Origin of the sequence: Nocardia higoensis, from assembly GCF_015477835.1 — a bacterium.
GTDB lineage: Bacteria > Actinomycetota > Actinomycetes > Mycobacteriales > Mycobacteriaceae > Nocardia > Nocardia higoensis_A.
On the sequence record NZ_JADLQN010000010.1, the window covers coordinates 1 to 20,952 of the forward strand.

The 20,952-nt window shown below is 63.0% G+C and carries 40 protein-coding genes; 31 read left to right on the forward strand and 9 right to left on the reverse strand.

Annotated elements, in window-relative coordinates; translation table 11 throughout:
- Positions 1 to 347 precede the first annotated feature (347 nt).
- Both IU449_RS26655 and IU449_RS26660 read right to left on the reverse strand, forming a co-directional pair.
- Positions 348 to 911, reverse strand: a complete 564-nt coding sequence (locus IU449_RS26655) for a hypothetical protein (RefSeq protein ID WP_228805796.1) — start codon at positions 909 to 911, stop codon at positions 348 to 350.
- A gap of 157 nt (positions 912 to 1,068) precedes the next feature.
- Complete coding sequence (locus IU449_RS26660; RefSeq protein WP_195004924.1) at positions 1,069 to 1,395, reverse strand: helix-turn-helix domain-containing protein; 327 nt, start codon at positions 1,393 to 1,395, stop codon at positions 1,069 to 1,071.
- Between the two features lie 421 nt (positions 1,396 to 1,816).
- Here IU449_RS26660 and IU449_RS26665 point away from each other — a divergent pair, with 421 nt between their 5' ends.
- Positions 1,817 to 2,197 carry a hypothetical protein gene (locus IU449_RS26665; protein ID WP_195004925.1) on the forward strand — a complete coding sequence of 127 codons (381 nt, stop codon included), beginning with the start codon at positions 1,817 to 1,819 and terminating at the stop codon, positions 2,195 to 2,197.
- Positions 2,198 to 2,256: 59 nt separating this feature from the next.
- On the opposite strand, the gene IU449_RS26670 is transcribed toward IU449_RS26665, so the two are convergent.
- Entirely contained in the window at positions 2,257 to 2,676 is a 420-nt protein-coding gene (locus IU449_RS26670) for a helix-turn-helix domain-containing protein (protein ID WP_195004926.1), read from the reverse strand.
- Positions 2,677 to 3,031: 355 nt separating this feature from the next.
- On the opposite strand from IU449_RS26670, the gene IU449_RS26675 reads away from it, so the two are divergent.
- The 30 genes from IU449_RS26675 (at position 3,032) to IU449_RS26820 (ending at position 18,490) form a co-directional block, all read left to right on the forward strand.
- Positions 3,032 to 3,283 (forward strand): hypothetical protein, encoded by a 252-nt coding sequence (locus tag IU449_RS26675; RefSeq protein ID WP_195004927.1) that lies wholly within the window; start codon positions 3,032 to 3,034, stop codon positions 3,281 to 3,283.
- A 109-nt stretch (positions 3,284 to 3,392) separates the two neighbouring features.
- Complete coding sequence (locus tag IU449_RS26680) at positions 3,393 to 4,217, forward strand: lambda exonuclease family protein (protein ID WP_195004928.1); 825 nt, start codon at positions 3,393 to 3,395, stop codon at positions 4,215 to 4,217.
- 1 nt (position 4,218) lies between these two features.
- Positions 4,219 to 4,854, forward strand: coding sequence for a hypothetical protein (locus IU449_RS26685; RefSeq protein WP_195004929.1), 636 nt, complete (start codon positions 4,219 to 4,221; stop codon positions 4,852 to 4,854).
- Between the two features lie 3 nt (positions 4,855 to 4,857).
- The gene (locus IU449_RS26690) at positions 4,858 to 5,079 is read left to right on the forward strand and encodes a hypothetical protein (RefSeq protein ID WP_195004930.1); all 222 of its coding nucleotides are present in this window, start codon (positions 4,858 to 4,860) and stop codon (positions 5,077 to 5,079) included.
- Complete coding sequence (locus tag IU449_RS26695) at positions 5,076 to 5,780, forward strand: exonuclease domain-containing protein (RefSeq protein WP_324188453.1); 705 nt, start codon at positions 5,076 to 5,078, stop codon at positions 5,778 to 5,780. The genes IU449_RS26690 and IU449_RS26695 overlap by 4 nt, the downstream gene beginning before the upstream one ends.
- A gap of 439 nt (positions 5,781 to 6,219) precedes the next feature.
- Positions 6,220 to 6,624 (forward strand): hypothetical protein, encoded by a 405-nt coding sequence (locus IU449_RS26700; RefSeq protein ID WP_195004931.1) that lies wholly within the window; start codon positions 6,220 to 6,222, stop codon positions 6,622 to 6,624.
- Positions 6,621 to 7,463 (forward strand): hypothetical protein, encoded by an 843-nt coding sequence (locus IU449_RS26705; RefSeq protein WP_195004932.1) that lies wholly within the window; start codon positions 6,621 to 6,623, stop codon positions 7,461 to 7,463. The genes IU449_RS26700 and IU449_RS26705 overlap by 4 nt, the downstream gene beginning before the upstream one ends.
- Positions 7,460 to 8,170, forward strand: a complete 711-nt coding sequence (locus IU449_RS26710) for a hypothetical protein (protein WP_195004933.1) — start codon at positions 7,460 to 7,462, stop codon at positions 8,168 to 8,170. Before IU449_RS26705 ends, IU449_RS26710 begins: the two co-directional genes overlap by 4 nt.
- 196 nt (positions 8,171 to 8,366) lie before the next feature.
- The gene (locus IU449_RS26715) at positions 8,367 to 8,627 is read left to right on the forward strand and encodes a hypothetical protein (protein WP_195004934.1); all 261 of its coding nucleotides are present in this window, start codon (positions 8,367 to 8,369) and stop codon (positions 8,625 to 8,627) included.
- The gene (locus IU449_RS26720; protein ID WP_195004935.1) at positions 8,624 to 9,712 is read left to right on the forward strand and encodes a helix-turn-helix domain-containing protein; all 1,089 of its coding nucleotides are present in this window, start codon (positions 8,624 to 8,626) and stop codon (positions 9,710 to 9,712) included. The genes IU449_RS26715 and IU449_RS26720 overlap by 4 nt, the downstream gene beginning before the upstream one ends.
- On the forward strand, positions 9,709 to 9,942 hold the full coding sequence (locus tag IU449_RS26725) for a hypothetical protein (RefSeq protein WP_195004936.1): 234 nt from the start codon (positions 9,709 to 9,711) through the stop codon (positions 9,940 to 9,942). Before IU449_RS26720 ends, IU449_RS26725 begins: the two co-directional genes overlap by 4 nt.
- Positions 9,943 to 9,946: 4 nt before the next feature.
- On the forward strand, positions 9,947 to 11,269 hold the full coding sequence (locus IU449_RS26730; protein WP_195004937.1) for an AAA family ATPase: 1,323 nt from the start codon (positions 9,947 to 9,949) through the stop codon (positions 11,267 to 11,269).
- A complete protein-coding gene (locus tag IU449_RS26735) occupies positions 11,266 to 11,475 on the forward strand; it encodes a hypothetical protein (protein WP_195004938.1) in 210 nt (69 codons plus the stop codon). Before IU449_RS26730 ends, IU449_RS26735 begins: the two co-directional genes overlap by 4 nt.
- A gap of 341 nt (positions 11,476 to 11,816) precedes the next feature.
- A complete protein-coding gene (locus IU449_RS26740) occupies positions 11,817 to 12,854 on the forward strand; it encodes a DNA cytosine methyltransferase (RefSeq protein WP_228805797.1) in 1,038 nt (345 codons plus the stop codon).
- A gap of 217 nt (positions 12,855 to 13,071) precedes the next feature.
- Positions 13,072 to 13,686 (forward strand): metallophosphoesterase, encoded by a 615-nt coding sequence (locus IU449_RS26745; protein ID WP_195004939.1) that lies wholly within the window; start codon positions 13,072 to 13,074, stop codon positions 13,684 to 13,686.
- 564 nt (positions 13,687 to 14,250) lie between these two features.
- Positions 14,251 to 14,493 carry a hypothetical protein gene (locus tag IU449_RS26750; protein ID WP_195004940.1) on the forward strand — a complete coding sequence of 81 codons (243 nt, stop codon included), beginning with the start codon at positions 14,251 to 14,253 and terminating at the stop codon, positions 14,491 to 14,493.
- Positions 14,490 to 14,720, forward strand: a complete 231-nt coding sequence (locus IU449_RS26755; protein ID WP_195004941.1) for a hypothetical protein — start codon at positions 14,490 to 14,492, stop codon at positions 14,718 to 14,720. Before IU449_RS26750 ends, IU449_RS26755 begins: the two co-directional genes overlap by 4 nt.
- Positions 14,717 to 14,902, forward strand: a complete 186-nt coding sequence (locus IU449_RS26760) for a hypothetical protein (protein ID WP_195005074.1) — start codon at positions 14,717 to 14,719, stop codon at positions 14,900 to 14,902. Before IU449_RS26755 ends, IU449_RS26760 begins: the two co-directional genes overlap by 4 nt.
- Positions 14,903 to 14,917: 15 nt before the next feature.
- Positions 14,918 to 15,163: a hypothetical protein gene (locus IU449_RS26765; RefSeq protein ID WP_195004942.1), complete on the forward strand. Its 246-nt coding sequence runs from the start codon at positions 14,918 to 14,920 to the stop codon at positions 15,161 to 15,163.
- Positions 15,160 to 15,507, forward strand: coding sequence for a hypothetical protein (locus IU449_RS26770; RefSeq protein ID WP_195004943.1), 348 nt, complete (start codon positions 15,160 to 15,162; stop codon positions 15,505 to 15,507). The genes IU449_RS26765 and IU449_RS26770 overlap by 4 nt, the downstream gene beginning before the upstream one ends.
- A gap of 7 nt (positions 15,508 to 15,514) precedes the next feature.
- Entirely contained in the window at positions 15,515 to 15,712 is a 198-nt protein-coding gene (locus IU449_RS26775; RefSeq protein WP_195004944.1) for a hypothetical protein, read from the forward strand.
- Positions 15,709 to 16,038, forward strand: a complete 330-nt coding sequence (locus IU449_RS26780; RefSeq protein ID WP_195004945.1) for a hypothetical protein — start codon at positions 15,709 to 15,711, stop codon at positions 16,036 to 16,038. The genes IU449_RS26775 and IU449_RS26780 overlap by 4 nt, the downstream gene beginning before the upstream one ends.
- Entirely contained in the window at positions 16,035 to 16,247 is a 213-nt protein-coding gene (locus tag IU449_RS26785) for a hypothetical protein (protein WP_195004946.1), read from the forward strand. The genes IU449_RS26780 and IU449_RS26785 overlap by 4 nt, the downstream gene beginning before the upstream one ends.
- A complete protein-coding gene (locus tag IU449_RS26790; protein WP_195004947.1) occupies positions 16,244 to 16,552 on the forward strand; it encodes a hypothetical protein in 309 nt (102 codons plus the stop codon). The genes IU449_RS26785 and IU449_RS26790 overlap by 4 nt, the downstream gene beginning before the upstream one ends.
- Positions 16,549 to 16,767, forward strand: coding sequence for a hypothetical protein (locus tag IU449_RS26795; protein ID WP_195004948.1), 219 nt, complete (start codon positions 16,549 to 16,551; stop codon positions 16,765 to 16,767). Before IU449_RS26790 ends, IU449_RS26795 begins: the two co-directional genes overlap by 4 nt.
- On the forward strand, positions 16,764 to 17,267 hold the full coding sequence (locus IU449_RS26800) for a hypothetical protein (protein ID WP_195004949.1): 504 nt from the start codon (positions 16,764 to 16,766) through the stop codon (positions 17,265 to 17,267). The genes IU449_RS26795 and IU449_RS26800 overlap by 4 nt, the downstream gene beginning before the upstream one ends.
- Positions 17,264 to 17,551, forward strand: a complete 288-nt coding sequence (locus tag IU449_RS26805) for a hypothetical protein (protein ID WP_195004950.1) — start codon at positions 17,264 to 17,266, stop codon at positions 17,549 to 17,551. Before IU449_RS26800 ends, IU449_RS26805 begins: the two co-directional genes overlap by 4 nt.
- 99 nt (positions 17,552 to 17,650) lie before the next feature.
- Complete coding sequence (locus tag IU449_RS26810; RefSeq protein ID WP_195004951.1) at positions 17,651 to 17,827, forward strand: DUF6374 family protein; 177 nt, start codon at positions 17,651 to 17,653, stop codon at positions 17,825 to 17,827.
- Positions 17,802 to 18,161, forward strand: a complete 360-nt coding sequence (locus IU449_RS26815; protein ID WP_195004952.1) for a DUF2493 domain-containing protein — start codon at positions 17,802 to 17,804, stop codon at positions 18,159 to 18,161. The genes IU449_RS26810 and IU449_RS26815 overlap by 26 nt, the downstream gene beginning before the upstream one ends.
- 65 nt (positions 18,162 to 18,226) lie before the next feature.
- Complete coding sequence (locus IU449_RS26820) at positions 18,227 to 18,490, forward strand: hypothetical protein (protein ID WP_195004953.1); 264 nt, start codon at positions 18,227 to 18,229, stop codon at positions 18,488 to 18,490.
- A gap of 464 nt (positions 18,491 to 18,954) precedes the next feature.
- Here the strand turns inward: IU449_RS26820 and IU449_RS26825 are convergent, their stop codons facing one another.
- The 6 genes from IU449_RS26825 to IU449_RS26850 all read right to left on the reverse strand — a co-directional run bounded on the left by IU449_RS26825 (position 18,955) and on the right by IU449_RS26850 (position 20,952).
- On the reverse strand, positions 18,955 to 19,170 hold the full coding sequence (locus tag IU449_RS26825; RefSeq protein ID WP_195004954.1) for a hypothetical protein: 216 nt from the start codon (positions 19,168 to 19,170) through the stop codon (positions 18,955 to 18,957).
- A 51-nt stretch (positions 19,171 to 19,221) separates the two neighbouring features.
- The gene (locus tag IU449_RS26830) at positions 19,222 to 19,422 is read right to left on the reverse strand and encodes a hypothetical protein (RefSeq protein WP_195004955.1); all 201 of its coding nucleotides are present in this window, start codon (positions 19,420 to 19,422) and stop codon (positions 19,222 to 19,224) included.
- A gap of 162 nt (positions 19,423 to 19,584) precedes the next feature.
- A complete protein-coding gene (locus IU449_RS26835) occupies positions 19,585 to 19,752 on the reverse strand; it encodes a hypothetical protein (RefSeq protein ID WP_195004956.1) in 168 nt (55 codons plus the stop codon).
- On the reverse strand, positions 19,749 to 20,123 hold the full coding sequence (locus IU449_RS26840; RefSeq protein WP_195004957.1) for a hypothetical protein: 375 nt from the start codon (positions 20,121 to 20,123) through the stop codon (positions 19,749 to 19,751). Before IU449_RS26840 ends, IU449_RS26835 begins: the two co-directional genes overlap by 4 nt.
- Before the next feature lie 125 nt (positions 20,124 to 20,248).
- Positions 20,249 to 20,671 carry a hypothetical protein gene (locus IU449_RS26845; protein WP_195004958.1) on the reverse strand — a complete coding sequence of 141 codons (423 nt, stop codon included), beginning with the start codon at positions 20,669 to 20,671 and terminating at the stop codon, positions 20,249 to 20,251.
- Positions 20,671 to 20,952 (reverse strand): hypothetical protein, encoded by a 282-nt coding sequence (locus IU449_RS26850; protein ID WP_195004959.1) that lies wholly within the window; start codon positions 20,950 to 20,952, stop codon positions 20,671 to 20,673. Before IU449_RS26850 ends, IU449_RS26845 begins: the two co-directional genes overlap by 1 nt.

A 20,952-nucleotide genomic window follows, 5' to 3' on the forward strand; every position in this document is an offset into this window, starting at 1 on the left:
TGGAGCGAAACATCCGAGATGCGTTTCGGGTGGTTGCGTGACATGGGGAAACAGTGCCTCCGTACCCTGTCTGACCTGCGGTTTTATGCCCTACGCGGTTGCCCGCAACTGCCCGCATGAACCCTGCTGTACCCGCCACTTTTCGGCCCAAAGTGACACTCAAAGTGACACTCGATCTGCCCGCATCTGCCCTCCCCGTTGACGGCTCCGCAGGTGGTCCCGGCACCCTCGTCCAGTCCATGAGCAGGGTACCGCGCCCACCCGCAACGGAAACCCCTACAGCGCATCGCTGCCCACACTCGTCGGCGTGTCGAATCCGCGACACGCCGACGAGTTTTCGGCGTCAGTTACCGCCCCGCGCCCGGCCCCCGCACCGCCAACCACACCCCATACAGTCCGGCGGCAGACACCCCGACAGCCACCAGAATCGACGTCACCAACAACATGATCTCGTAGTTCTCGACCATCGCCTCCGGGGCCACCGTCAACGTCCAAATCGTCGCCCCCGCCGACACGAGACCCGCCACCGCCGCAAACGTCAACGCCGCCAACAGCCACGCCCCCTTCAAACCGCGGATCGTCGTCCCAACGATCAACGCGGTAGCCGACAAAGTCATGACCGCGAAAGCATTCTGATACACCTGAGCGCCCTGAATCGGTTTCGTCCCACCACCAGACGCCACCACCGCAATCACCCACATCGCGAGCGTGTACGACCGCCACGGAATCTGCCATCGCACACGCTTCGGATCACGCAACGGGATTTCACCCAGAAGCCAACACGCGGCCATGATCGCGACCGCATGCAGTAGATCCGACAAATGCGGGTCACGGCAGGTGTCCACCCATCCATCCAGGGGAGCCGCCTGCATCGCGAACCCGAGCGCGAGAAGGGCGGTGGCGACAGTCAACGCCTTCGACGGCGTGAACCTGTCGCTATACGGTTTTGGGGACTGCCACAAAGCGAGCCGAACGACTGCTGTGAACGTGAGCAAAGCTACCGAGAACCACACCACCGCAGGGTAAACGGTACTACCATCCGGTAACGGTGAGTTGACTATAAAACCTTCAGTCCCCACTCAAAGCGGCGATCCACGGCCCACCGTCCTCCCGACGTGCCCGCCTTTCCCGCTCCGCAGCCTCGCGCGCCTCTCTCTCGGCCCGCTCCTCCGCCTCCGCCAACAGCTCCGACCCGGATGCGCCGAGAATGCCGGCCACATGAGCGAGGGTGTTGACGGTCCAATCCCGCTGATTCTTCTCCAACCTCACATACGAGTTCTTCGGCATGTCGGCGGCAGTCCATAGCTCACGCTGCGTCAAACCATGCTCTTCGCGTCTCTCCGCCACGACACGCCCAAGCGCCTCGTTGACGTCCCGGCTCACTCGTTCCACCACCGTTTCACAGTAACGGTTAAACCCGATCAGACTGGGTATCCCGTTTTGTTGCAAACAGGTAGCGTCGTTTCCTTGCGATACCCTGTGTTGGGTACTAGTCTCGCTTGCAACCGGAAATTAACCGGACCAGTCTCCACCAAACAACCGCGTCGATCAGGCCACCGTCGGGGAGGGCCAGGCACGCGCCACACCGCCCAGAAGGCAACAAAAGTGCATCACAACACGTGAATTGGTGATCAGTACACCCACTGACACACTCGCCCACGGTAACCAATCCGCAACGCTCTCCCTGCTACATCGTTAGACCAACCCAAGACCACACACATGACATGTCATGCAACGGCCGGGCTGGTCGGTAGCTATCCCCACGCACACCAGCCTGTCGATGACACGGCAGGCCGCACACCAGGACCGGTCAACGATGCTCGATCACGCCCAAGTGGATGCGACGCGACTCCACACCGACCTCACCCGCCTCGGCATCATCACCATGCACGCCCCCAACCCTGATCAGCCCGTCACCTACACTGCCCCCGAAGGTTCGCAGGTATGGAAAATGATCGGCCGGATCACCGTCTCCGCCTACACCATGCTCATCGGCGTGTGGCCGTGCAGCGGCCCCCACTTCCGCGCCGACGACGCCGACCGTCTCGCCGCGGAAGCCGTAGACACGTGGCTCAACCTCACCCGCCGCGACGGCCGCTGGTCGATGCGCCCCAACGGCCTGTACGGGCCGGAATGGGGACGAGACATCATCATCCCGATCGTCACCACCTGCACCGACACCACGCAAGTCGCATAGCTCCAAAAACGCTGTCAGGGCGGCACACCAGACTGGTGTGCCGCCCCTTTTTGCGTGTCCTACTCGCCGCTGGCCTTGCGGCGCCGACGTGGCGCCGGCTTCTTCTCCTCGGTCGTGTCCTCGGGTTCGACGGCCTTCAAGGGTGGTTTGGTCACTCCCAGTCGTTCACCGAGCAGCCGATGCAGTTCGTCGTTGCTCAGCTCCAGCGGTTTCACCACCACCTGCATGTCACCGAACTCTTCGGGTGTCGCCAACTCGGCGTTGACCATCACCTCCGTCAATGGCCGGTCGAACTCTTCGGCGATGCGGCGCGCGATCTCCAAGCGCGGCTTGAGACGTCTTTTCATCCACACCGATGGGGTGGATGGGGAGACGCCGAGGCGGCGAGCAAGCTCGGATAGCGAGTCGATGCTGTTGGTGTACATCAGCATCTCTAGGTAGTTCGTCCAACGCTCGGACGCGATGTCGGCGCCGTCCATCTCGTCGCCTGGCTTAGTCACATTGGGCCTTCCTGTATCGGCATCCCTACCGGCGGGTAGGGCTTCAGGTCTCGTCGATGCTATCCAGGAATCGCACTAAACAAAACACCTTGTCACAGACAGTGTGTGGCCTCATATAGCCGATCTGCACATTACCGCAGGTCAGGGCTGCTGTCTCGGGTTGGGAACATGTTTCCAACCCTATCGAATACCAAGCTTGTCAGGGCTGTGAATCTGTTCTACACTCGATGATGCATCGCAAACACAGCATGCGAGCCCTCTGGACGTGAAAGGCCCGCCCCCCTGCCAGGGGACGGGCCACAGACACCCACGTCACTCACCGAAAGGCCGTGGAATGCCCAGCCACCAGTCTAACCCCATCCACCAACCACCCCACGACCACACGTGGACCACGTTGATCATCGGCGGCTACGTCGCCGCCATCCACCGACTCCCGGACGGCCGCTTCGAGTATTACGCCGACAACGACCCCGACACCAGCGACGAACAGTGGTCCGCCAGCGGAGACGCCGACAACGAAGACGCCGCCCGACGTGCCGCCGCGCAAGCCATCAGCCACCACATCAACGTGTGGAACACGCTGTGAACCGCCGCGACGACGAGACCCGCGCCCACATCATCTGCGCCATCCTCGGCGCCTTCTTCGCCCCCATCATCCTGCTCCTCGACTGGAGCACCACCATTTGGAGCGGCCTGTGAACTCCGATCCGAGCCTCACCATCTACCCAGACCTGCTCCAAGGCTCCGACGAGTGGTTCGCGCAACGATGCGGGCTCGTCACCGCCTCCGTCATCGGTGACCTCATCACCACCCGCAAGCTGACCGCGATCGACTACGACTGCCCAGCATGCGGCGCGATCCCTGATGCGCCATGCCGCAGCAAAAAGGGTGTGGCGACGATCAAAACACTGCACCCGGAACGCGCCGAAACCGCCCGCCACACAAGCTCGATCGTGTTCCATCCCGCCAACAACGACACCGCACGCGGACTCACCACACTGCTTGTCGCCGAACGCATCACGGGCTGGGTTGATCCCACCTACATCAGCGACGACATGCTCCGCGGCATCGAAGACGAGCCCCGCGCCCGCGACATCTACAGCGAACACTACGAGCCCGTCCACGAAATCGGGTTCATGGTGCGCGAACACGACGGCGCCCGTATCGGCTACTCGCCAGACGGGTTGGTCGGCGGGGACGGGTTGATTGAGATCAAGTCCCGACGCCCCAAAATCCATGTCGGACATGTCCTGTCCGGGCATCCACCGTCAGAGGTGATGCCGCAGCTGCAATGCGGCCTCCTCGTATCCGGCCGCCAGTGGATCGACTACATCAGCTTTTCGGCTGGCATGCCGATGTGGGTCCACCGCGTCTACCCCGATGAGCGATGGTTCGACGCCATCCTCACCGCAGTCCACACCTTCGAAACCAACGCCGCCGACATGATCGAGCGCTACCACGAAGCCGTGCAAGGACTACCCACCACCGAACGCATCACTGAAATGGAAATGGTTATCTGACATGGACCTCACAGACTCGATAACGCCGAAATCTGAGCAGCTCAACGCCGAAGATATGCTGAGCGGCCCGCGCACCGTGACCATCGAAAAGATCAGCAAAGGTTCCGCCGAGCAGCCTGTCAACATCCACCTCGTCGAGTTCCCGGGCCGCCCCTTCCGGCCCTGCAAGTCCGTGCGTCGCGTTCTCGTCGCAGCCTGGGGGGCAGACGCAGCGCAGTACGTCGGACGTCGAATGGTCATCTTCAACGATCCCACCGTGAAATGGGCTGGACAGGATGTTGGTGGCCTCCGCATCAAGGCCCTCTCCCACATCGATAAGCGACTCACCCTCGCGCTCACGGTGACGCGCGGGCAGAGGAAGCCAGTCGTCATCGAACCCCTGCCCGCTGGCCTGCCGTTGATCAATGACGCCCAGGTGCAGGAACTCTCCACGGCCATCGAAACCGCGGCCGATCGTGCCGCACTCGACGCGATCACTGCCCAGTTGAAGGCGTTCGACCTGGCCCAGCATCGGGGCCGGCTCGTCCAGTTGTGGAAGGACCGCGCCAACGCCCTCAGTGACGAGGAGCAGGCGGCATCCGAGGACAGCGGCCAGGCCGACGACGGCGGCATGATCCTGCCGACTGAGGGGGAGTAGGGGATGGCCGCGCACCTCGACGAAGGCGCGTGGCTGGCTTATCCGATCGAGGGGGATCGGGACGGTGAGGGAGGCGACTGCTATGAAGTCGCCTTCTTCGCTGATGACGAGCTAGCCGCGCTCCGCTTCGTGAATGCCCGCGACGGCTTCAGGGCCGTCTTCATCAAGCCAGGCCAAACAATCCTCGAAGCCTGGCACCTCATGCAAGAGAAAGAGCAGCAGTGACCAACACCGCGTCATGGATGGATATGCCGTTGGCGGCACTCGACTTCGAGACCAGCTCTCCTGATCCTCTCACCACGCGCATCGTGACCGGATGTGTCCTGCGGGTCGACGGCAGTGAAGTACGTGCCCGCAACTGGCTTGCGAATCCGGGAGTCGAGATCCCCGCGGAAGCAACAGCAGTCCACGGATACACCACGGAGTACGCCGAAAAGTATGGGCGCCCACACGATGAAGTGGCGGCGGAAGTCGTGGCAGAGGTGCGGCAGGTGTTCGCTGAAGGTCGGGCGCTGGTCATCTTCAACGCGTCGTTCGATGCGACGATCCTCGCGGCGAATGATCCGTCGTTCACGAGCGCGGAGGGGCTGATCGTGGACCCCTATGTGATCGACAAGCGTTGCGACCGGTACCGCAGGGGTTCCCGAAAACTGTCGGCCGTCTGCATCCATTACGGCATCCGTTTGGATGACGCCCACGATGCGGAGGCGGACGCTCTCGCAGCAGCCCGACTCGCCTACATTCTGCCCCGCCGCTACCCGGAACTCGCGGCCATGACCGCCACCGAACTCATGTCCGCGCAGGTCAACTGGCATACCGAACAAACCGCGAGTTTCGCCGCATACCTCGAAAAGCAAGGCAAACCGGTCGACGACCTGCGCTACGGGTGGCCCATCACGCAGCAGCGCGCAGAGGTGACCGCATGACCGTCACCCCCGCCGAACGCGTATACAAACATCTGCGCGAAACCGGATACGTGTCCGCGACCCCGGCGCGAGACCACTTGGCCGCGATGCGTGCCGCAGGAGTGGTCGAACATCGGTTCGCGAAAGGGATCGGCGTCGACCCCGCCGACCTCGGCCGGATACGTCGTGGCCGCCGCGAACTCATCCCCGCCCACATCGCGACCGCCGTCCTCGCAGTATCCGTCGCCCAAGCAGTCGAGTCGTACACGCGCCCCGAACCACACGCTGACACTGCGGCAGTCACCCGACTCATCACCGGACACAACGTCCAAATACCCGCCCACGACAAACCCGCCTACGCTCGCGCACTCCACGACCACGGTTGGACGAAAACCAGAATCAGCACCGTCCTGCGCATGTCCGGCGCCAGCGTCAACCAAGCACTCCGAGGTGCCGCCGCATGAGCCCACTCGCCGACGCACAACCTGTACGCGACCACATTCGTCAACTCCACGAGATCGACGGGCATTCACTACTGCGGATCGCGAAAACCGCTGGCGTCCCCGACTGCCTCCCCTGCGCCATCCTCAACAACAGGCGGCAACGCATCCGCCTCCGGCACGCCCTCGCGCTCCTCGCCATCACCAGCCATCAAGTGCACATGCACGGACGGCCCACGACTGTCGACCGGAACATCCTGCACCGCATCATCGCCGGCGACACCGTGAAACTCACCCGCAACGAGAAGCCGCTGTATGTGCGGGCACTCCGAGGACGCGGCTGGACGCAAACCCGGATCTCGCGCACCCTCAATATGGACGCCCGCAGCGTGAAACGCGCACTCACCTGGGCGGACGCGGCATGACCATTCCGCGCACCGCAGACGGCAAACCCGCCAGCACCCTGCCCAAACTTGGCCGCTACCGCCGCAGGAAAATCAACAACCTGCGAGCCGCCAGAGGAATCCCCAGCTACACGAACAGTGAACCCATCGCACAACACATCGACTGGCTACACGACCTCGGCTTCACCAACGCCTCCATCGCAGCAGGCGCAGGAGTAGGCGTCTCCACAGTCCGACAGATCGTGATCCGCCAATTCCCGAAAGTGCACATCGAAACCGGCGCCCGCATCAAGGCAGTCACCCACCGGCCCACCCCCGCACAGGCGGGACTGAAGGTGCCTGCCCTCGGCGCTGTCCGTCGACTGCATGCACTCAACGCGCTCGGCTGGACCTACGACGCGATCGGCGCTCGAATCGGCATGACTGGTAGCGCCGTCTCCAAACTCGTCGGCCCCAAACGGATCATGTTCGAAGCATGGGACGCCATCCGTATCGCATACGACGCCATGTCTGCTGAACCAGGCGAATCCCTCCTCACCCGGAAGCGGGCCGCGACAAAAGGGATTCAGCCGCCCCTCGCCTGGGAAGGCGTCGACATCGACCACCCCGACAGTGTCCCGGTCACCGAGGTCGCCTGCGCCGATCGTGACGTCATCGACGAAGTGTTGGTGGCGCGCATCCTCGCCGGCGAACACCACGGCCCCATCCCTACAGCCGAACGTACGGCGGTCATCGACCACGCCGCCCGCCACGGCTGGACCGGCCGCCAACTCGCCACCGTCCTCAACAACAACCTCGCCGCCGCAGATCGTGCGTTGGTCCGGCGCCGCAACAAAATCCGGCAGGAGCAAGCAGCATGACCGACCTCGCGCCAGCCACCATGTGGACCAAACGGTATCGGTGGCGGAAAGCCAACGGCATCACCCTCTACGTCGACGCCACCGCCTCCCGCCACCACATCAACGAACTCAACGCGCTCGGCGTCACCAACGCCATGATCGCCGACGCCACCGGTCGCAGCGACAACAACATCATGCTCATCGCCAACGGCGCCAACCCGAGAGTGCTCGTCGACACCGAACGCCGAATCCTCGCAGTCACCCACCACCCCCACCCCAACCAAACGTTCGTCCTCGGCATCGGTGCGCAACGGCGACTCCGCGCACTCAACGCCATCGGCTGGCCCACCACGGTCATCGCCGAACGGTTCGGGATCACCGCAGGCGCCCTCACCAACAGTGTGCAGCGTGAACACATCACCTACAGCAGATGGGTGGAACTGCGGGACGTCTATGACGAACTGTCAGGCAAACCAGGACCAACGCCCGGCCTGCACCGCTACTTCCGTGACAAGCCGATCCCGCCGCTCGCATGGGAAGGCCGCGACATTGATGACCCGCGGGCACAACCCGATTGGAAAGCGATGGGAGTCAAAATGCAGGACCGGCCCGTCTGCCCCAACGGACACCCATACAGGCCCGACAACGTGATGGTCGACAACCGGGGACACAGACGTTGCCGCACCTGCAAGACCGCGTCACTCCGCAACCGGAAGCGCGCGGCATAGCGTTTGACGCATCGTATAGTGTAGCTTAGGAACAACGCCGCAACCGAGATCGTATCGACTGCGGAAACGCGAACGGCGCACCCGCCTGGACAGTAGGTGCGCCGCTCGAAGCCTCGCATCAAAAGATGCTGGGCACGTAGCCCGAGAAGGGGGCCACTCAGCAATGAGTCTAACACGAAGAATGCGTCGAGACCATTTGAACCTCGAAGACATTCACAGCCTGTTCCGCGGCATCCAACGCCGCTACAGCTACACCATCCACCCCGACATCGCGCCGTCCTGGCTCGCTGAAGCCAACCGTGCATGGGTGTGGAACGGGAACGTCGCCTGGTTCGACATCGCGAAGGCCGTCAAAGACTTCCACGCCGGCAACCCTACGACGCCGATCACCCCGCACGCCATCACCGCCATCATCCGCAGCTACTACGGCGCCCGGCCTGAAGGTGAGGTTGCGTGAACGCGCCAAACCGGTCCCGCATCCGTCACCGCGGCAAGCTCGGCCACGGCAAAGACAGCCGCCTGTACACGGCACTGCCCTCCGCGCTCGCCCGCGATGCGGAGATTACCCCGATGGCCGCGAAAGTCGCTCTGTACGTGTGGTCGCACAGCGAAGGCTACGAACTATCCGCAGGCAGTGTCGCCGAAGCCGTGGGCGCCAGCCGTAACTCGGTGAGCAAGGCGCTCGACAACCTGGAGGCTCGCGGCTGGCTCGTCCGTCAGTCGTTCGCGCGTCCCGGCCGGAAGCCGTTCAAGGAGGACTGGTACATCCAGCTCTCCAACGACCCGTTCACTGCCGAGCAGGTGGCTCAACTGTCGGCCGTCGTGATCGTCGAACCCGTTGAACCGTGCTCAGATTCTGAGCAGGGTAGCGACGACATCAACGATGCGACCCTGCGCAACTTTTACGCAGGGTCTGACGAACCATGCGCAGAAACTGAGCAGGGTTACGTCAAACCGTGCGCAGAAATTGCGCACCAAAGAAGTGCATCTTCTAGAAGTGAAGTTAAAGACAGAAGTGCAAACACAGAACGTTACGTAAGTAACGCGAGCGGCCCCGCAACGAATGCTGCGACGGACCTTGATCCTGTCCAAGCCGTCTGCGCCCGCTTCCGCCAACAGCTCGGAGAAGCCGGCTACACGCGTGGACTCGAAGTCACCAGCAAAGACCGCCTCGCCGCACGGCAGCTCCTCAACGACGGCTACACCCCCGAAACCATCGAACAGATGACCGGATGGGCTCTGCGACACAAAAGCTACTGGGCTGGCGTCGTCGACGAGTTGGCGAAAGTTGCGGGCAACGCCTCCAAGATCCACCACCAGTGGGAAACCGACCGGCAGGCCGCAGCCACCACCGAATACGGCATGGCCAAGAAAGACGCGACCGCCCTCGAATGGGCCTCCCTCGCAACCAACCCCGACGCCATCCTCGGCCTCCTCGCAACACCCGACCCCACCCCAGCCATCGAAGCGACCACGCCTCGACTCGGCCCCGTCATCGAACTCACGCCCCAACCCGAAACCCTCTGGAGAGGTGCCGCATGACCCGCGACGAAGTCGTAGCCCTCCTCACCATCGCCAACATCTACGACGACCGCAAACCCTCTGAAACGCTCGTCATCGCCTGGAGCGAAGCCGCGCAACGCGCCCACTGGACCTTCCACACCGCCAAAGAAGCCATCCACAACCACTACGCCGAAACCAGCGACCGGATCATGCCCGGCCACATCACCGAACGCATCCGCCGCACCCGCCGCCGATTCTGGGACCAGTGAACCAATGAGCAACGAACACAACAACGAACGCCACTACGACGAAACCGCCGAAATGCAGCTCCTCGGAGCAGTCCTCACCGCACCCGACGAAGTACAAGCCGACTTCCTCTCCGTCCCCCTCGACGCCTGGTACACGCGCCGCGCCCAACAACTCGCCGGCCTCCTCCACGCCATGCTGCAAAGCGGCGAACCCGTCAACCCCAACACCGTCCTCATGACCGCCATGAACCGCGGCCTCGTAGCCAACGGCATGCTCTCCGGCGACTACATCTTCACCTGCACACAAGGCAGCGCCCTCGCCCCAGTAGCGCCCCTCGCCGCCGAACGCATCGTCCACCTCCACGTGCTCCGCAAAATGTGGCAAGCCTCCACCACCGTCGCGCAACGCGTCGAATCCTCATGGAGCACAGGCATCGACCGCCTCGACACGTTCGAACACATAAGCACCCTCAAAACCGCGCTCGAAGACATCGACCGTGACCTCACCACCAACATCGACGCCCCCAAAACGCTTAACGAATTCCTCGCCGAACGCACCGACGAGACAAACACTCGCTCCTGGCTCGTACCTGGCCTCCTTCAGCGCATGGACCGTGTCATCCTCACGGGACAGGAAGGTCTCGGGAAAAGCCAGCTCCTGGCGCAGTGGGGGATCGCGATGGCGATCGGGCAGCACCCGTTCACCGGGCGTCCGCTCCCCGCAGGCACACCACCCTCCCGAGTGCTTGTTGTCGACGTCGAAAACGCGAAGCACCAGCTGCAAGACCGGTACGCGCGAATCCAGGAAATGTTCGTGGAACGGCGCCGCGACTTCGGGATGGGGCCGGCCGACTGGGACAACTTCAAAATCGCCCGACCGCGGCCCGGCGGTATCAACCTGCTCGACGGACGCGACGCGGCATGGGTCGAATCGCAGATCGCTGACGCCGCACCCGATGTGCTGATCTTCGGGTCGCTGTACAAGGCGCACAACACCAACCCGAACGACGAACAGCCTGCGCGCAACCTCGCCGCCATCCTCGACCGTTGGCGGGAACGCTACGACCTCGCCATCCTCACCGAAGCACACGCCAACAAAAGCACCAACAGCAGCGGGCATCGCAACATGGAACCCAACGGGTCCAGTGTGTGGCTGCGCTGGCCCGAATACGGGTACGGGCTGCGGCGTGCGCAAGAAGACGCGGGTGAACGCGACAAAGTGACCGTCGCAGACGTCGTCGCATGGCGCGGCGCCCGCTCCAGTGGTCGTTGGCCGCTTCAGTTTCAGCGTTCCCACCTTATTCCGTGGATGCCCGCTGACCCCGACTACAGCGACGGCACCCGATGACGACCGCGGAACCCCACCCTTGCCCCGCCGACATCATCGTCGGCGTCGTCGAGTGCTACGCCCGCCAGTTCCCGCACCTGAAACCACCCATGTTCCGGTTCGCGGATGTGGCTCCGATGCTCGCCGGCAGTGATCGCGAATACGAGGCCGCGTGTGTCCTGTTCGACCACGAGCGTGTCCACTACATGCCGGGGGAGGAACTGTGACCGGGCGGGTTTGTGCAGGTCGCAGCGCGGTTTTGGTCGAGCACAAAAACAGTGTACGCCGTACACAGTTTCCTCTCGACGCAGTCCCGCGCAACGGCCCACGTAATACCTGAAACCGATATCGACCCTCACGAACGGCCCGAAAGTGGCCCAGAATCGAAATGAGACGGCACTATGACCTATCCCTGCCCGGATGGGTGCGGCAAGAAAATCCGTACATGGGTGGAAGCCTGCTACCCCGTCACCCCGTGGGACACACCCGGACTACCGCGGAAGACGATGCGAGACCGGTGCGGCAGACATCGCGGGCTGTGCGCCTACCGCGCGGATGATCCGGCGAGATGCCCGAAATGCCATTCGGCGAACAACTGTGGATGCGAGGAAATGCTGTGGCGCTGACTGTGACCGACCTGTTCGCGGGTGGTGGTGGAAGCTCGGAAGGCTTGCGGCAGGCTGGCTACGACATTCGGATCTCCACGAACCACTGGCCTGTGTCAGTAGCAACGCATCAGCTGAATCACCCTGAGACCGAGCACCGTTGCGCGGACTTGTCGAACACGGCGTTCGGCACGTATCCGCGGACGGACATCCTGTGGGCGTCCCCAAGTTGTCAAAAACATTCCGCGGCCTCCAAGTCGAAGCAGGGGACTGTGGAGGATGAGTTGCGTCGTGACACCCCGGACAAGGTGGATCGTGCGACCGCGTTCGCTGTCTTGGCTGCGACAGAGGTTCACGGCTATGAGGCTGTGATTGTCGAGAATGTGCCGAAGTTCTTGAACTGGGTGTTGTTTCCGACGTGGCTGCATGGGATGCGGGCTCTCGGGTATCGGGAGCAGATCGTGAGACTGAATGCGGCGGATGTTGGTCCGGTGCCTGTGGCGCAGGATCGGCCGCGGACGTTCATCGTGTTCACGCGGGATGGTGGCGTGGATTTGACACCGTCTGTGGTGGTTCGGACGCCGGCGACTGCTCTGCTTGATCCGTCGCTGCCGTTGGATGATCCGGGGATGTCGCGGAAGTATTTGGCGCCGCAGATCGCGTCGATTCCTGAGCTGGAAGTGCCGTATTTGGTGACGTACCGGAGGAATGCGAAGGCGCGGCGTGCGGATTGCTCGCAGGTGCAGGCGTTGTGTGCGGGTGGCCGGCATCATGCGGTGGCGACTCGGACTGCGGATGGTGGGGATACGTTGCGTTGGTTGTCGTTGCGGGAGTTGGCGCGGGCGCAGGGGTTCCCGGACTCGTACCGGTTTGTTGGGACGGATACGGAGGTTAGGCGCCAGCTCGGTAACGCCGTCGCGGTGAATGTCGCCAGGTTTCTTGGTGAGCGTGTGGCGCAGGCGTTGGGGGAGTCGGCGCCTGAGCTGGAGTTCGCGGCGTGACGACCGAGTGTTTCACCGCGGTCGCTTCGTGTCCGTCGTGTGGTCGGATCGGGGTGCATGGTTTGCGTGTGCCCCGGCCGGTGCCTACGCGTGAACAGGTGGAGGCGTGGGAGTGGGTGAAGGAGTGGTTCGATGTCGTGAATTTCGCGGGGCAGGTTGTGCGTCGTGTCGTGTATCCGGAGTTGCCGGATGAATCCGTGTTCGAGGTGATCCGCGCATGCGTGTGCGGGAGAGAGTGGGGGCAGGTGTGACAGCAGTCTGGTTCGTGAGCGATTTGCATATCCAGCATGCGAAGGTTGCTGAACTGCGTGGTTTCGACGATATCGACGTGCATGATGCGGTCCTGGCCGCGAATTGGGATCGGGTTGTTCGGGATACTGATCAGGTTTGGGTTCTCGGCGATATTGTGGGACGTCGCGGGCATGAGCATGTTGGTCTTGATTGGTTGACTGCTCGTCCTGGCGTAAAGCATTTGGTGAGCGGTAATCATGATGCTGTGCATCCGATGCATTCGCAGGCGCATAAGGTGCTGCGGGTGTGGTTGGAGGTGTTTGAAACGATCCAGTCTGCGGCGACGCGGAAGGTTCTCGGTCATCGTGTGCGTCTGTCGCATTTCCCGTTCATGCATGACCAGGACGGCGACCATACGCCGGAGTTGAGGCATAACGAGTGGCGGCCTGTCGATATCGGGGGCTGGTTGTTGCATGGTCACACGCACTCGAATGTTCAGCAGCGGGGTAGGCAGTTGCATGTGGGTGTGGATGCGCATGATCTGACACCGGTTTCGTTGAAGTGGGTTGAAGACCGAATCAGTGAGGGAGTGGTGGAATGAGCGAGAGAGTTGGTTCTTTTGCTGAGTGGGCTATGTACGCCGATGGAGCGGATGAGCCTCGCGCGCAAGCAGTCGGGGAACTCGCCGATCAAGTGCGGGCACGGTTAGGTGTGAACAAGCATGTGCCTGTTTGGTTCGCTGAGGAGTCTGAAACCTACTCGCGGGATTTGTGACTGCTGCGCCCCGGACTCGGCGCGTTGGCTGGTCATTCGATGCGGGGAGATTGCTGTCCGACTGGACGTTTCGTATACGGAGGAACTGGACTGGGGGCTAGGCGCGTTCGTGTCGTGGCTGGATGAGCCGCGGCGTGCTGCGGAACGTGAGGCGGCTCGTCAGTGTGTGCGTGAGCGTGAGGCGGCGGTGGATGCGGCTCTGGTGTCTGCGTTTTCTCGCGTGCAGGTGGATTTGTCGTCGCCGTCGTGGCATTCGGATATGTTGCGGCAACTCGGCATCCCCGAGTGAACGCCGTTCAGTTAATGCCTGTGTTCCGTCTCGTACGGAATGCGGGCATTTCCTGAACGCGCGCCGAATTCTTGGGTTGACGCGGGTTGAGACAATAGTGGTATGACCGAAAACCGGGAGCGCGCCGAACAGTTCGCGCGGGAAATGCTCGGCGAATCCTATTGGAGTGAACACACGCCAGGAATGGACTGCCCATGCGGTCCAGGCTATACGGAGCGTGACATCGAACTCGACCTCGACGGCTGGTGGTTGAAGGCGACCGGTATTCGGCATCGGTGGATCGTTGAACCGGTGTCGTGGACGGAACGGCGCGCTGGTGTGACGACGACGGGCGAGTTCACATGACCGACTATCGGGAGCTGCCTGTGGCGCGGGCGACCATCCGCCGGAATGCCGTTTGTGAACGCTGCTACCGACCTTCGGGCTGTTGGCTTGCGCTGTTCGTCCGGGGCGAGAACGGTGTGCAGCGGACCATAGGGCATGACCATTTCGACGACTGGGATACCGCGATCCTGGTGACTACACGAATTGTTGAGCGGCTGAACCGGCGCGCGCAGGAGGCGGCAGCGTGAAAGACCCGGTTGATTCCCTGATCCTCGCCCTCATTTGGGTAGTTGGCGTTGCTGCTGTCGGGCTCCTCGTTTTCGCTGGATGCGCCGCCACAAGTAGTGAAGGCGGCGACACGGGAGGCGAGATGAACGGTGTCATCTTCGTGCCCGCTGGAAACGGCGTCCAAATGCCCATCTTCTACTGACATTCAGGAGCAGCAGTGAAGGTTGTCGCTCTCACTCTCGACGACAATCAACTCCCCGACACTGCGACCGTTGTGCTCACGCGCGCGGAAATGCAGTTCATCGCGAAACTGATCGGGCAGCACAGTCACGAATCCGCTAACGATGTGGTGGCTGGTGGTGGGCGTGCGCTCGACAGCCTGTGGGACGGCCTGACTGGGACCGTGTTCAACCGGTTTTGGGACGGCGGCTTGGATGACGCGATCGCGGGACGTGACGCATGAACCGGATCACCGCGCAAGGGCTCGTCATGGAACTGCGCCTCACCGCGAACCGACGTGCCGCGATCATCACCGAACACCCGCGACATGTCGCCGACGTATTCACCGCCCTCGCCAGCGAATGGAACGGCCTCATCACCCTGGAGCGCCGCTACAGCGCGATCCCCACCATCAAAATCAACCGCCGCCCCGACGATCCGGGCGTGCTGCACATCATCGACGAGCGGCGTGCCCGATTGGACGCCAGCCTCCGGGGACTGCAACTGGACATCGCATACATCGACTACGACATCGACACGGGCAGCGACTTCTACCGGGAACTGTTGGCCCCCGCTCACGTGAGGTGATCCGCTGATGGCCCGCTCCGAGTACGTGTACATCGTGACCGCGGTCGAGGGCGGCTGTGCGGACATTCTTGCCGCGTTCACGGTGAAACATGAACTCGTGTCGTGGCTGCGTGCGAACCCTGCCAGCGATCACCGGGTGACTCGTGTACGTGACGGCCACGACCCACACCCCACCATCATCGACATCACGGAGCTGACCGCATGACGCCCACGGTTTCGACCTTCGACGACCTGATGACGTGGGTGAACCAGCCGCACCCACGAAACCTGGGGTCCCCGTTCGTGTACGCGGACGGTGTCCTCGCCGAACAGGTACGGTCACGGCTCGACATCACCAACCCGGACGCGCTCATACGTATCGACTACACCTACGACGTGCTCCAGTTGAGCATGGTGATCGTATTCGACGTCTTCACCACCCCAGAACCGTGTGCGGAAGGCCATTTGTGGTGCGCGTTCCGTCCTCTCGGCATCAACAAACCCGCCGAGGTGGAAGCGCTGCGTGCATGGCTGGAAACGGGGGAGCTGTGACCTACCGTCTGACGTGGCGTGGACAGCCTGAACCGGGCGCATGGGAGACGATCGACGCCGCGAAAGCCTATGCGCAGGCCAACAGTCACGCCCAGAACGGGGAACCGATCGGGCCGCTCGAATGGTTCGAACCACCCACCGGTTCACGCGCGGTCTGGTGGGGGAGCGACGGCTACAACAACTGGACGATCCTGGAGGCCAACGCATGACCCCCGACGAGATCCGTGCTCTCGCTGCCGAACGTGTCGCGCGCGCCGAATACGACGACTGGAAAACCCATTACGACGCGATCACCAACCGGGACGTCCTCGACAGTGAACCACCCGCACCGAGCTTCGACAATGCACCCGACGATTACGGGCCGAAACAGGCATACCGACGCCGCGCGCAGCGTGTCGTGGATGCGCTCGCCGAACTCTTACCAGTCGCGGTCGAACAGCGATACCTCGGGCGCGGCATGGATCGGAAAACCAGGTACGTCACCAACTGGATTGAACACGTGGAGGAGCCATGAAACGTTGGGCAGTCGGTGACCAGATAGACGCCACCATCGACCCATTCGACGATCTCCCCGCTGGATTGGTCATCCGCTCCGCTGACGGTGCGATCGGCCAAAACACCTACAACGGCTGGTACACGCCCGGCAACGACCTGCGCGTCAACCCGACCGAAGACTTCGCGTATCCGTGGACAGTCATTTGGGCACCTGACAGCGAGGAGGCAGCATGACCTACATCATCCGCACGGACGGCAGCGAATCGACTGGCCCCGAAGGCATCTACCTCGTGTGGGGCAGAAACCATTGGGAAGACCGCAAGATCGAAGCGCGAGACAGCCTCGATGACGCCCTCCACTGCTACGAAAAGTGGGAGCACAGCGGCTACGGAGACCCCGGCTGCATCGAAGGTCCCGCTGGCTTGGTTCCGTGGCGGGAAGTTGATGCGTGGGTGAAGGCGGCTCGTGTGCGGGCAGAACAGGCAGCCGCCCAGAACCGGCGTGACGGCGTGGGGCAGGTTTGTTTCACGGTCGAGTTGCGGGCACCGGACAGTGATGAGGCGGCGGAGTTCGCTCGCGCGGATGATCTGTCGGATGCGATCGAGATCTTGGGGCGTTTGAACAAGCCTGGTCGGGTGCGGATCGTGATGCGCGTACTCGAATGGAACGGTTGGCGCACTGAGCGTGTCATCCACGATTGGGCGCCCGCCAACGAACAGCAGGAGGCGGCGTGAGCTACGATTACGGCCCGCTCGACACCTACGAAATCATTTGGGCGTCAGGGCACATCGAACACATCGACGCCCATCAGGTGCTCCTGCCGCCCGCTGACATGCTTGGCGCGTTCCTCCCCGGTGCGACAGCGACGAGGACGCGGAACGGGTGGACGTTCCACGGGGAAGTCGAGGGCCGTTGGAAGCTGCTGCTGTTTGCGCCCGCCGAGGACATCGTGTCGGTCCGCAACCTCACCCACACCCGCGACCGAGCCGAACAGGCGGGAGAACCGGACGCCGCATGACGGCGGAGTCCGGCAAGCGCCTCCTGTTCACCGTGCGCGTGTTCAACAATGCCGAACACGCCCCGAAACTGAACGCCGGCGGGCCGGTATCCTGCGCGCATGCCTGAGCAGACGCCCCGAGAGTTCGCGCTCACCTACCTACAGCAGGTCCGCGACCAGCTCGCCGAAGCCGCCCGCCACGGCGTCACGCTAACCCCCGCGACCCTCGACGCAGCAGCCAACAAACTCGACCAGGCGCACCGCATCCTCAATGAAACGACTCCTGATCACCGGTAGCCGCAACTGGCGCGACCGGCAAACCATCCGCGACGCCCTCGCACAAGCGTGGCGCAACCTCCAACCCGGCCCCATCGTCTTGGTGCACGGCGCAGCCCGCGGCGCCGACACCATCGCCGCCGACATCTGGACTAGGGGAGGGCTCCCTGTGGAAGCGCACCCCGCAGACTGGAACCGCGACGGCCTACGCGCCGGCCCGATCCGCAACCAAGCCATGATCGACCTCGGCGCCCACCTTTGCCTCGCCTTCCCTCTCGGCGAATCGAAAGGCACGAGGCATTGCATCAACCGAGCACGCGTCGCAGGCATCCCAGTGCGCGTATACGAAGGTTGATCTGTCGGCGTCATCGGATAGGCTGTCGGCGGGCCTGCACCCTTCGATCGATGAGGAGGGCCACCGTGGCCGTAATCACCAATTATCGACAGCTCGCTAACTTCAACCGCGGTCTCACCCCAGACGCGCAGGTGACCGGGGAACTCGCGCGCAAAATCTGTGAACTCGCAGAAGTCGACCCCGGTTCGAGCGTGCACGTTCGCCGGAACTTTCAGCGATTCCCCCTCAACGGGGACGTGTACCACCGCCCCGACCATCGGGTCATCGTCGGCTGGCGGCACATGGGACTCGACGACATCCTCGAACTACTCGCCACCCAGGAAGCCTAGTCAGCGGCGCCGCGCTCACCCATCCACGCGTACGGGTCTGCGCCAGCCTTCTCGACCCGCTGGAAGCAGTCCTCGCACATGATGCTGATCGGTCCACGTACGGGCCGTTCAGCGCACAAGCTGCATAGTCGCGGCTTCTCCTCGTCACCCATAACCGGAGTGTAGCCAGAGAGGTCAACGCGCCCGATGCGGGCGCTTTCTGGCGTTGCTGACCGTCGCCCGCGTCAACCCACCCCACAACCGGGCAATCGCAGCATCCGACATGCCCTCCTCTGAAAGTGCATCCCACGTGGACCGCCGAACCGACGCGGCAGCCGACACCACAGCCTTCGCCCGCCGATCCAACTCAGACAGCACGTCCCGCTCCTCGGTCGGCGCCAACTCGGCGGGCGGAGTGTGCGCGTACCGGTCCGCCATATCCGCCAGCTGGCGCGCTTGGCGCGCCAGCGACTCCCATGGGTCAGTCACCACACTTCTTCCGTTTCCTTGTCGTCGGGCAGCAGGGTGTAGGAGGTGCGGATGCGGAAGTTTGCGGTCATGCGCGTGTTGTAGTCCTCATCCCTCTTCTTGGCGTTGCGGATCGCGTTGTCGGCGCGTTCGCGCAGGATGGGTGCGCTCGTGTCCTGTGTGATGTCGCCGTCGGCGTGGCGGACGGTGCGGAGGATCTTCACGGTGTTCATGGTCGCTTCTCCTGTTATGGGCTGGTTGATGTGATGCGATTGTGTGTCGGACTAGTTGTTGGCGAGGCGGGCGACTTTGGCGCTGCTCCAGTAGGCGCGGTCATCGGCGTCACGGCCCCGGAACCTGGTCGCGTTCCCGAACTCGATGGTTACCGTGATTTCGGCGGGGGTGTCGCTATCGGGGTTGGGGATGATGACGCGGGTGCCGGGCTTGATCATGTTGGCGGTCAGGTTGCGGCGATTGGTGATCATTTCGGCCTCCCTTGGTTGGTGTGACACTAATGTATACCCTAGGGAATACATTCGCAAGAGGTAGTCTGAAACCGATCGCACACAACCGCGATCCCGCGACACGACAACGCCCCGAACCTTTCGCACGAGGTTCGGGGCGTCGTTGTACGCGGGGCTACTGGCTCAATCCTCCGCCGAGACGTTGATTGCTGGACTGTCGTCATCCTCGTTGTGCTCCACACGGTCGATCTCTAGTTCGCCACCAGCGGCGCGCGAGTAGATCCGCACATCCAGGTTGCCGTGCTCGCTAACCGCCTGTCGCAGCAGGAGAATGAGTTCAGTTGCTTTCATGCCTGAGATCCTTCCACTTCATCCGTCCTGTCGAACACTTCCCGCAACCCGGCCTCCACATCCAGGCGAGCCGCTACACCCTCAGTGAACGCCCGCTCCCACAAGGCGATCTCCATCACAGCCTGAGCCCTCCCCTCATCCGACAGCGAATCCCACGCCGCCAAACGCTCACGCAACTCAGACGGCATGTTCTCCCGCGCCTGCAACTGCTCCACCGAAATCCCGAGCATCCGTGCTTTCCGCTGCTCCGGTGTCGGCTCGCACCAGCCATGCCACTTCACGCCCGGCGCCCAACGCTGCAAATGCGTGGCCCGGTCAGTGTCGCAGTACCGGCAGGCATTCGGCGACGGCAGGTTACCTGGTCGCGCCATCTCTCTTCTCCTTCTCTCGCTCATTCTTGGTCTTCCGCCGATACTCTCTGCCTGACCGCACGGGTTGCGCCGCCGACGTGGACCGCAACGCTTGCCGGCGACGCCAACCCGCAAGGTCCGGGCGTTCAGGGCTGGTCATCGGGCTCAGCGAGCTTCAGGAAGGCGTCCACGGCGTCACGCAACGCCTTGGCGGACTCGACATCCCCACGGTTCTTGAACTTGTCGGCAGCGTGCCCCACCGAGGTCGTGACAGCACGCCGCTTCTGCGCAGCCTTGATCACCAACACCTCCGGGTGATCCAGTGGAGCCAAATCCCAACTTCGGCCGCTCAGCCCGTCGCCGTACTCGTGCAGCCACGCCGTCTCACCGCGTGCGCGGGTCCGGGTGATGTTGAATCGCCCCTCGTCCCCGTCCACGAGCACAACCACATCACGCTTCCCGATGCGATCAACCACGGCTTCACGCACGCGGCTGCTCAGTCGGCTGTTGCAGATGTAGGCGACGGTCGCGCCCACGGTCAGCCACTCCAAGCCGGTCTTCTCGGTCATCAGTTCTCCTTGTTGCATTCGTCGCAGTCGGTGCAGTGCGTGCACGGCGGCATCGGCACCACATGGCATGCACATGAGTGGTCCTCCGTGCCAGCCCAGTCCGCGAGCTGATCGCGGGTCCTCAACTCGGCGGTCGCACGGTGGTGGTCGCGCCGCAGCTCGGCCAGCTCGCGTTCCAGTCGCGTGATCTCGTCGCGGGCAGTTTCGAGGGCACGCGCACGCTCCATGCTGACCCACTCCAAGTCGAAGATGTAGTCGGCGCAATCAGGGCAAGCAGCCAT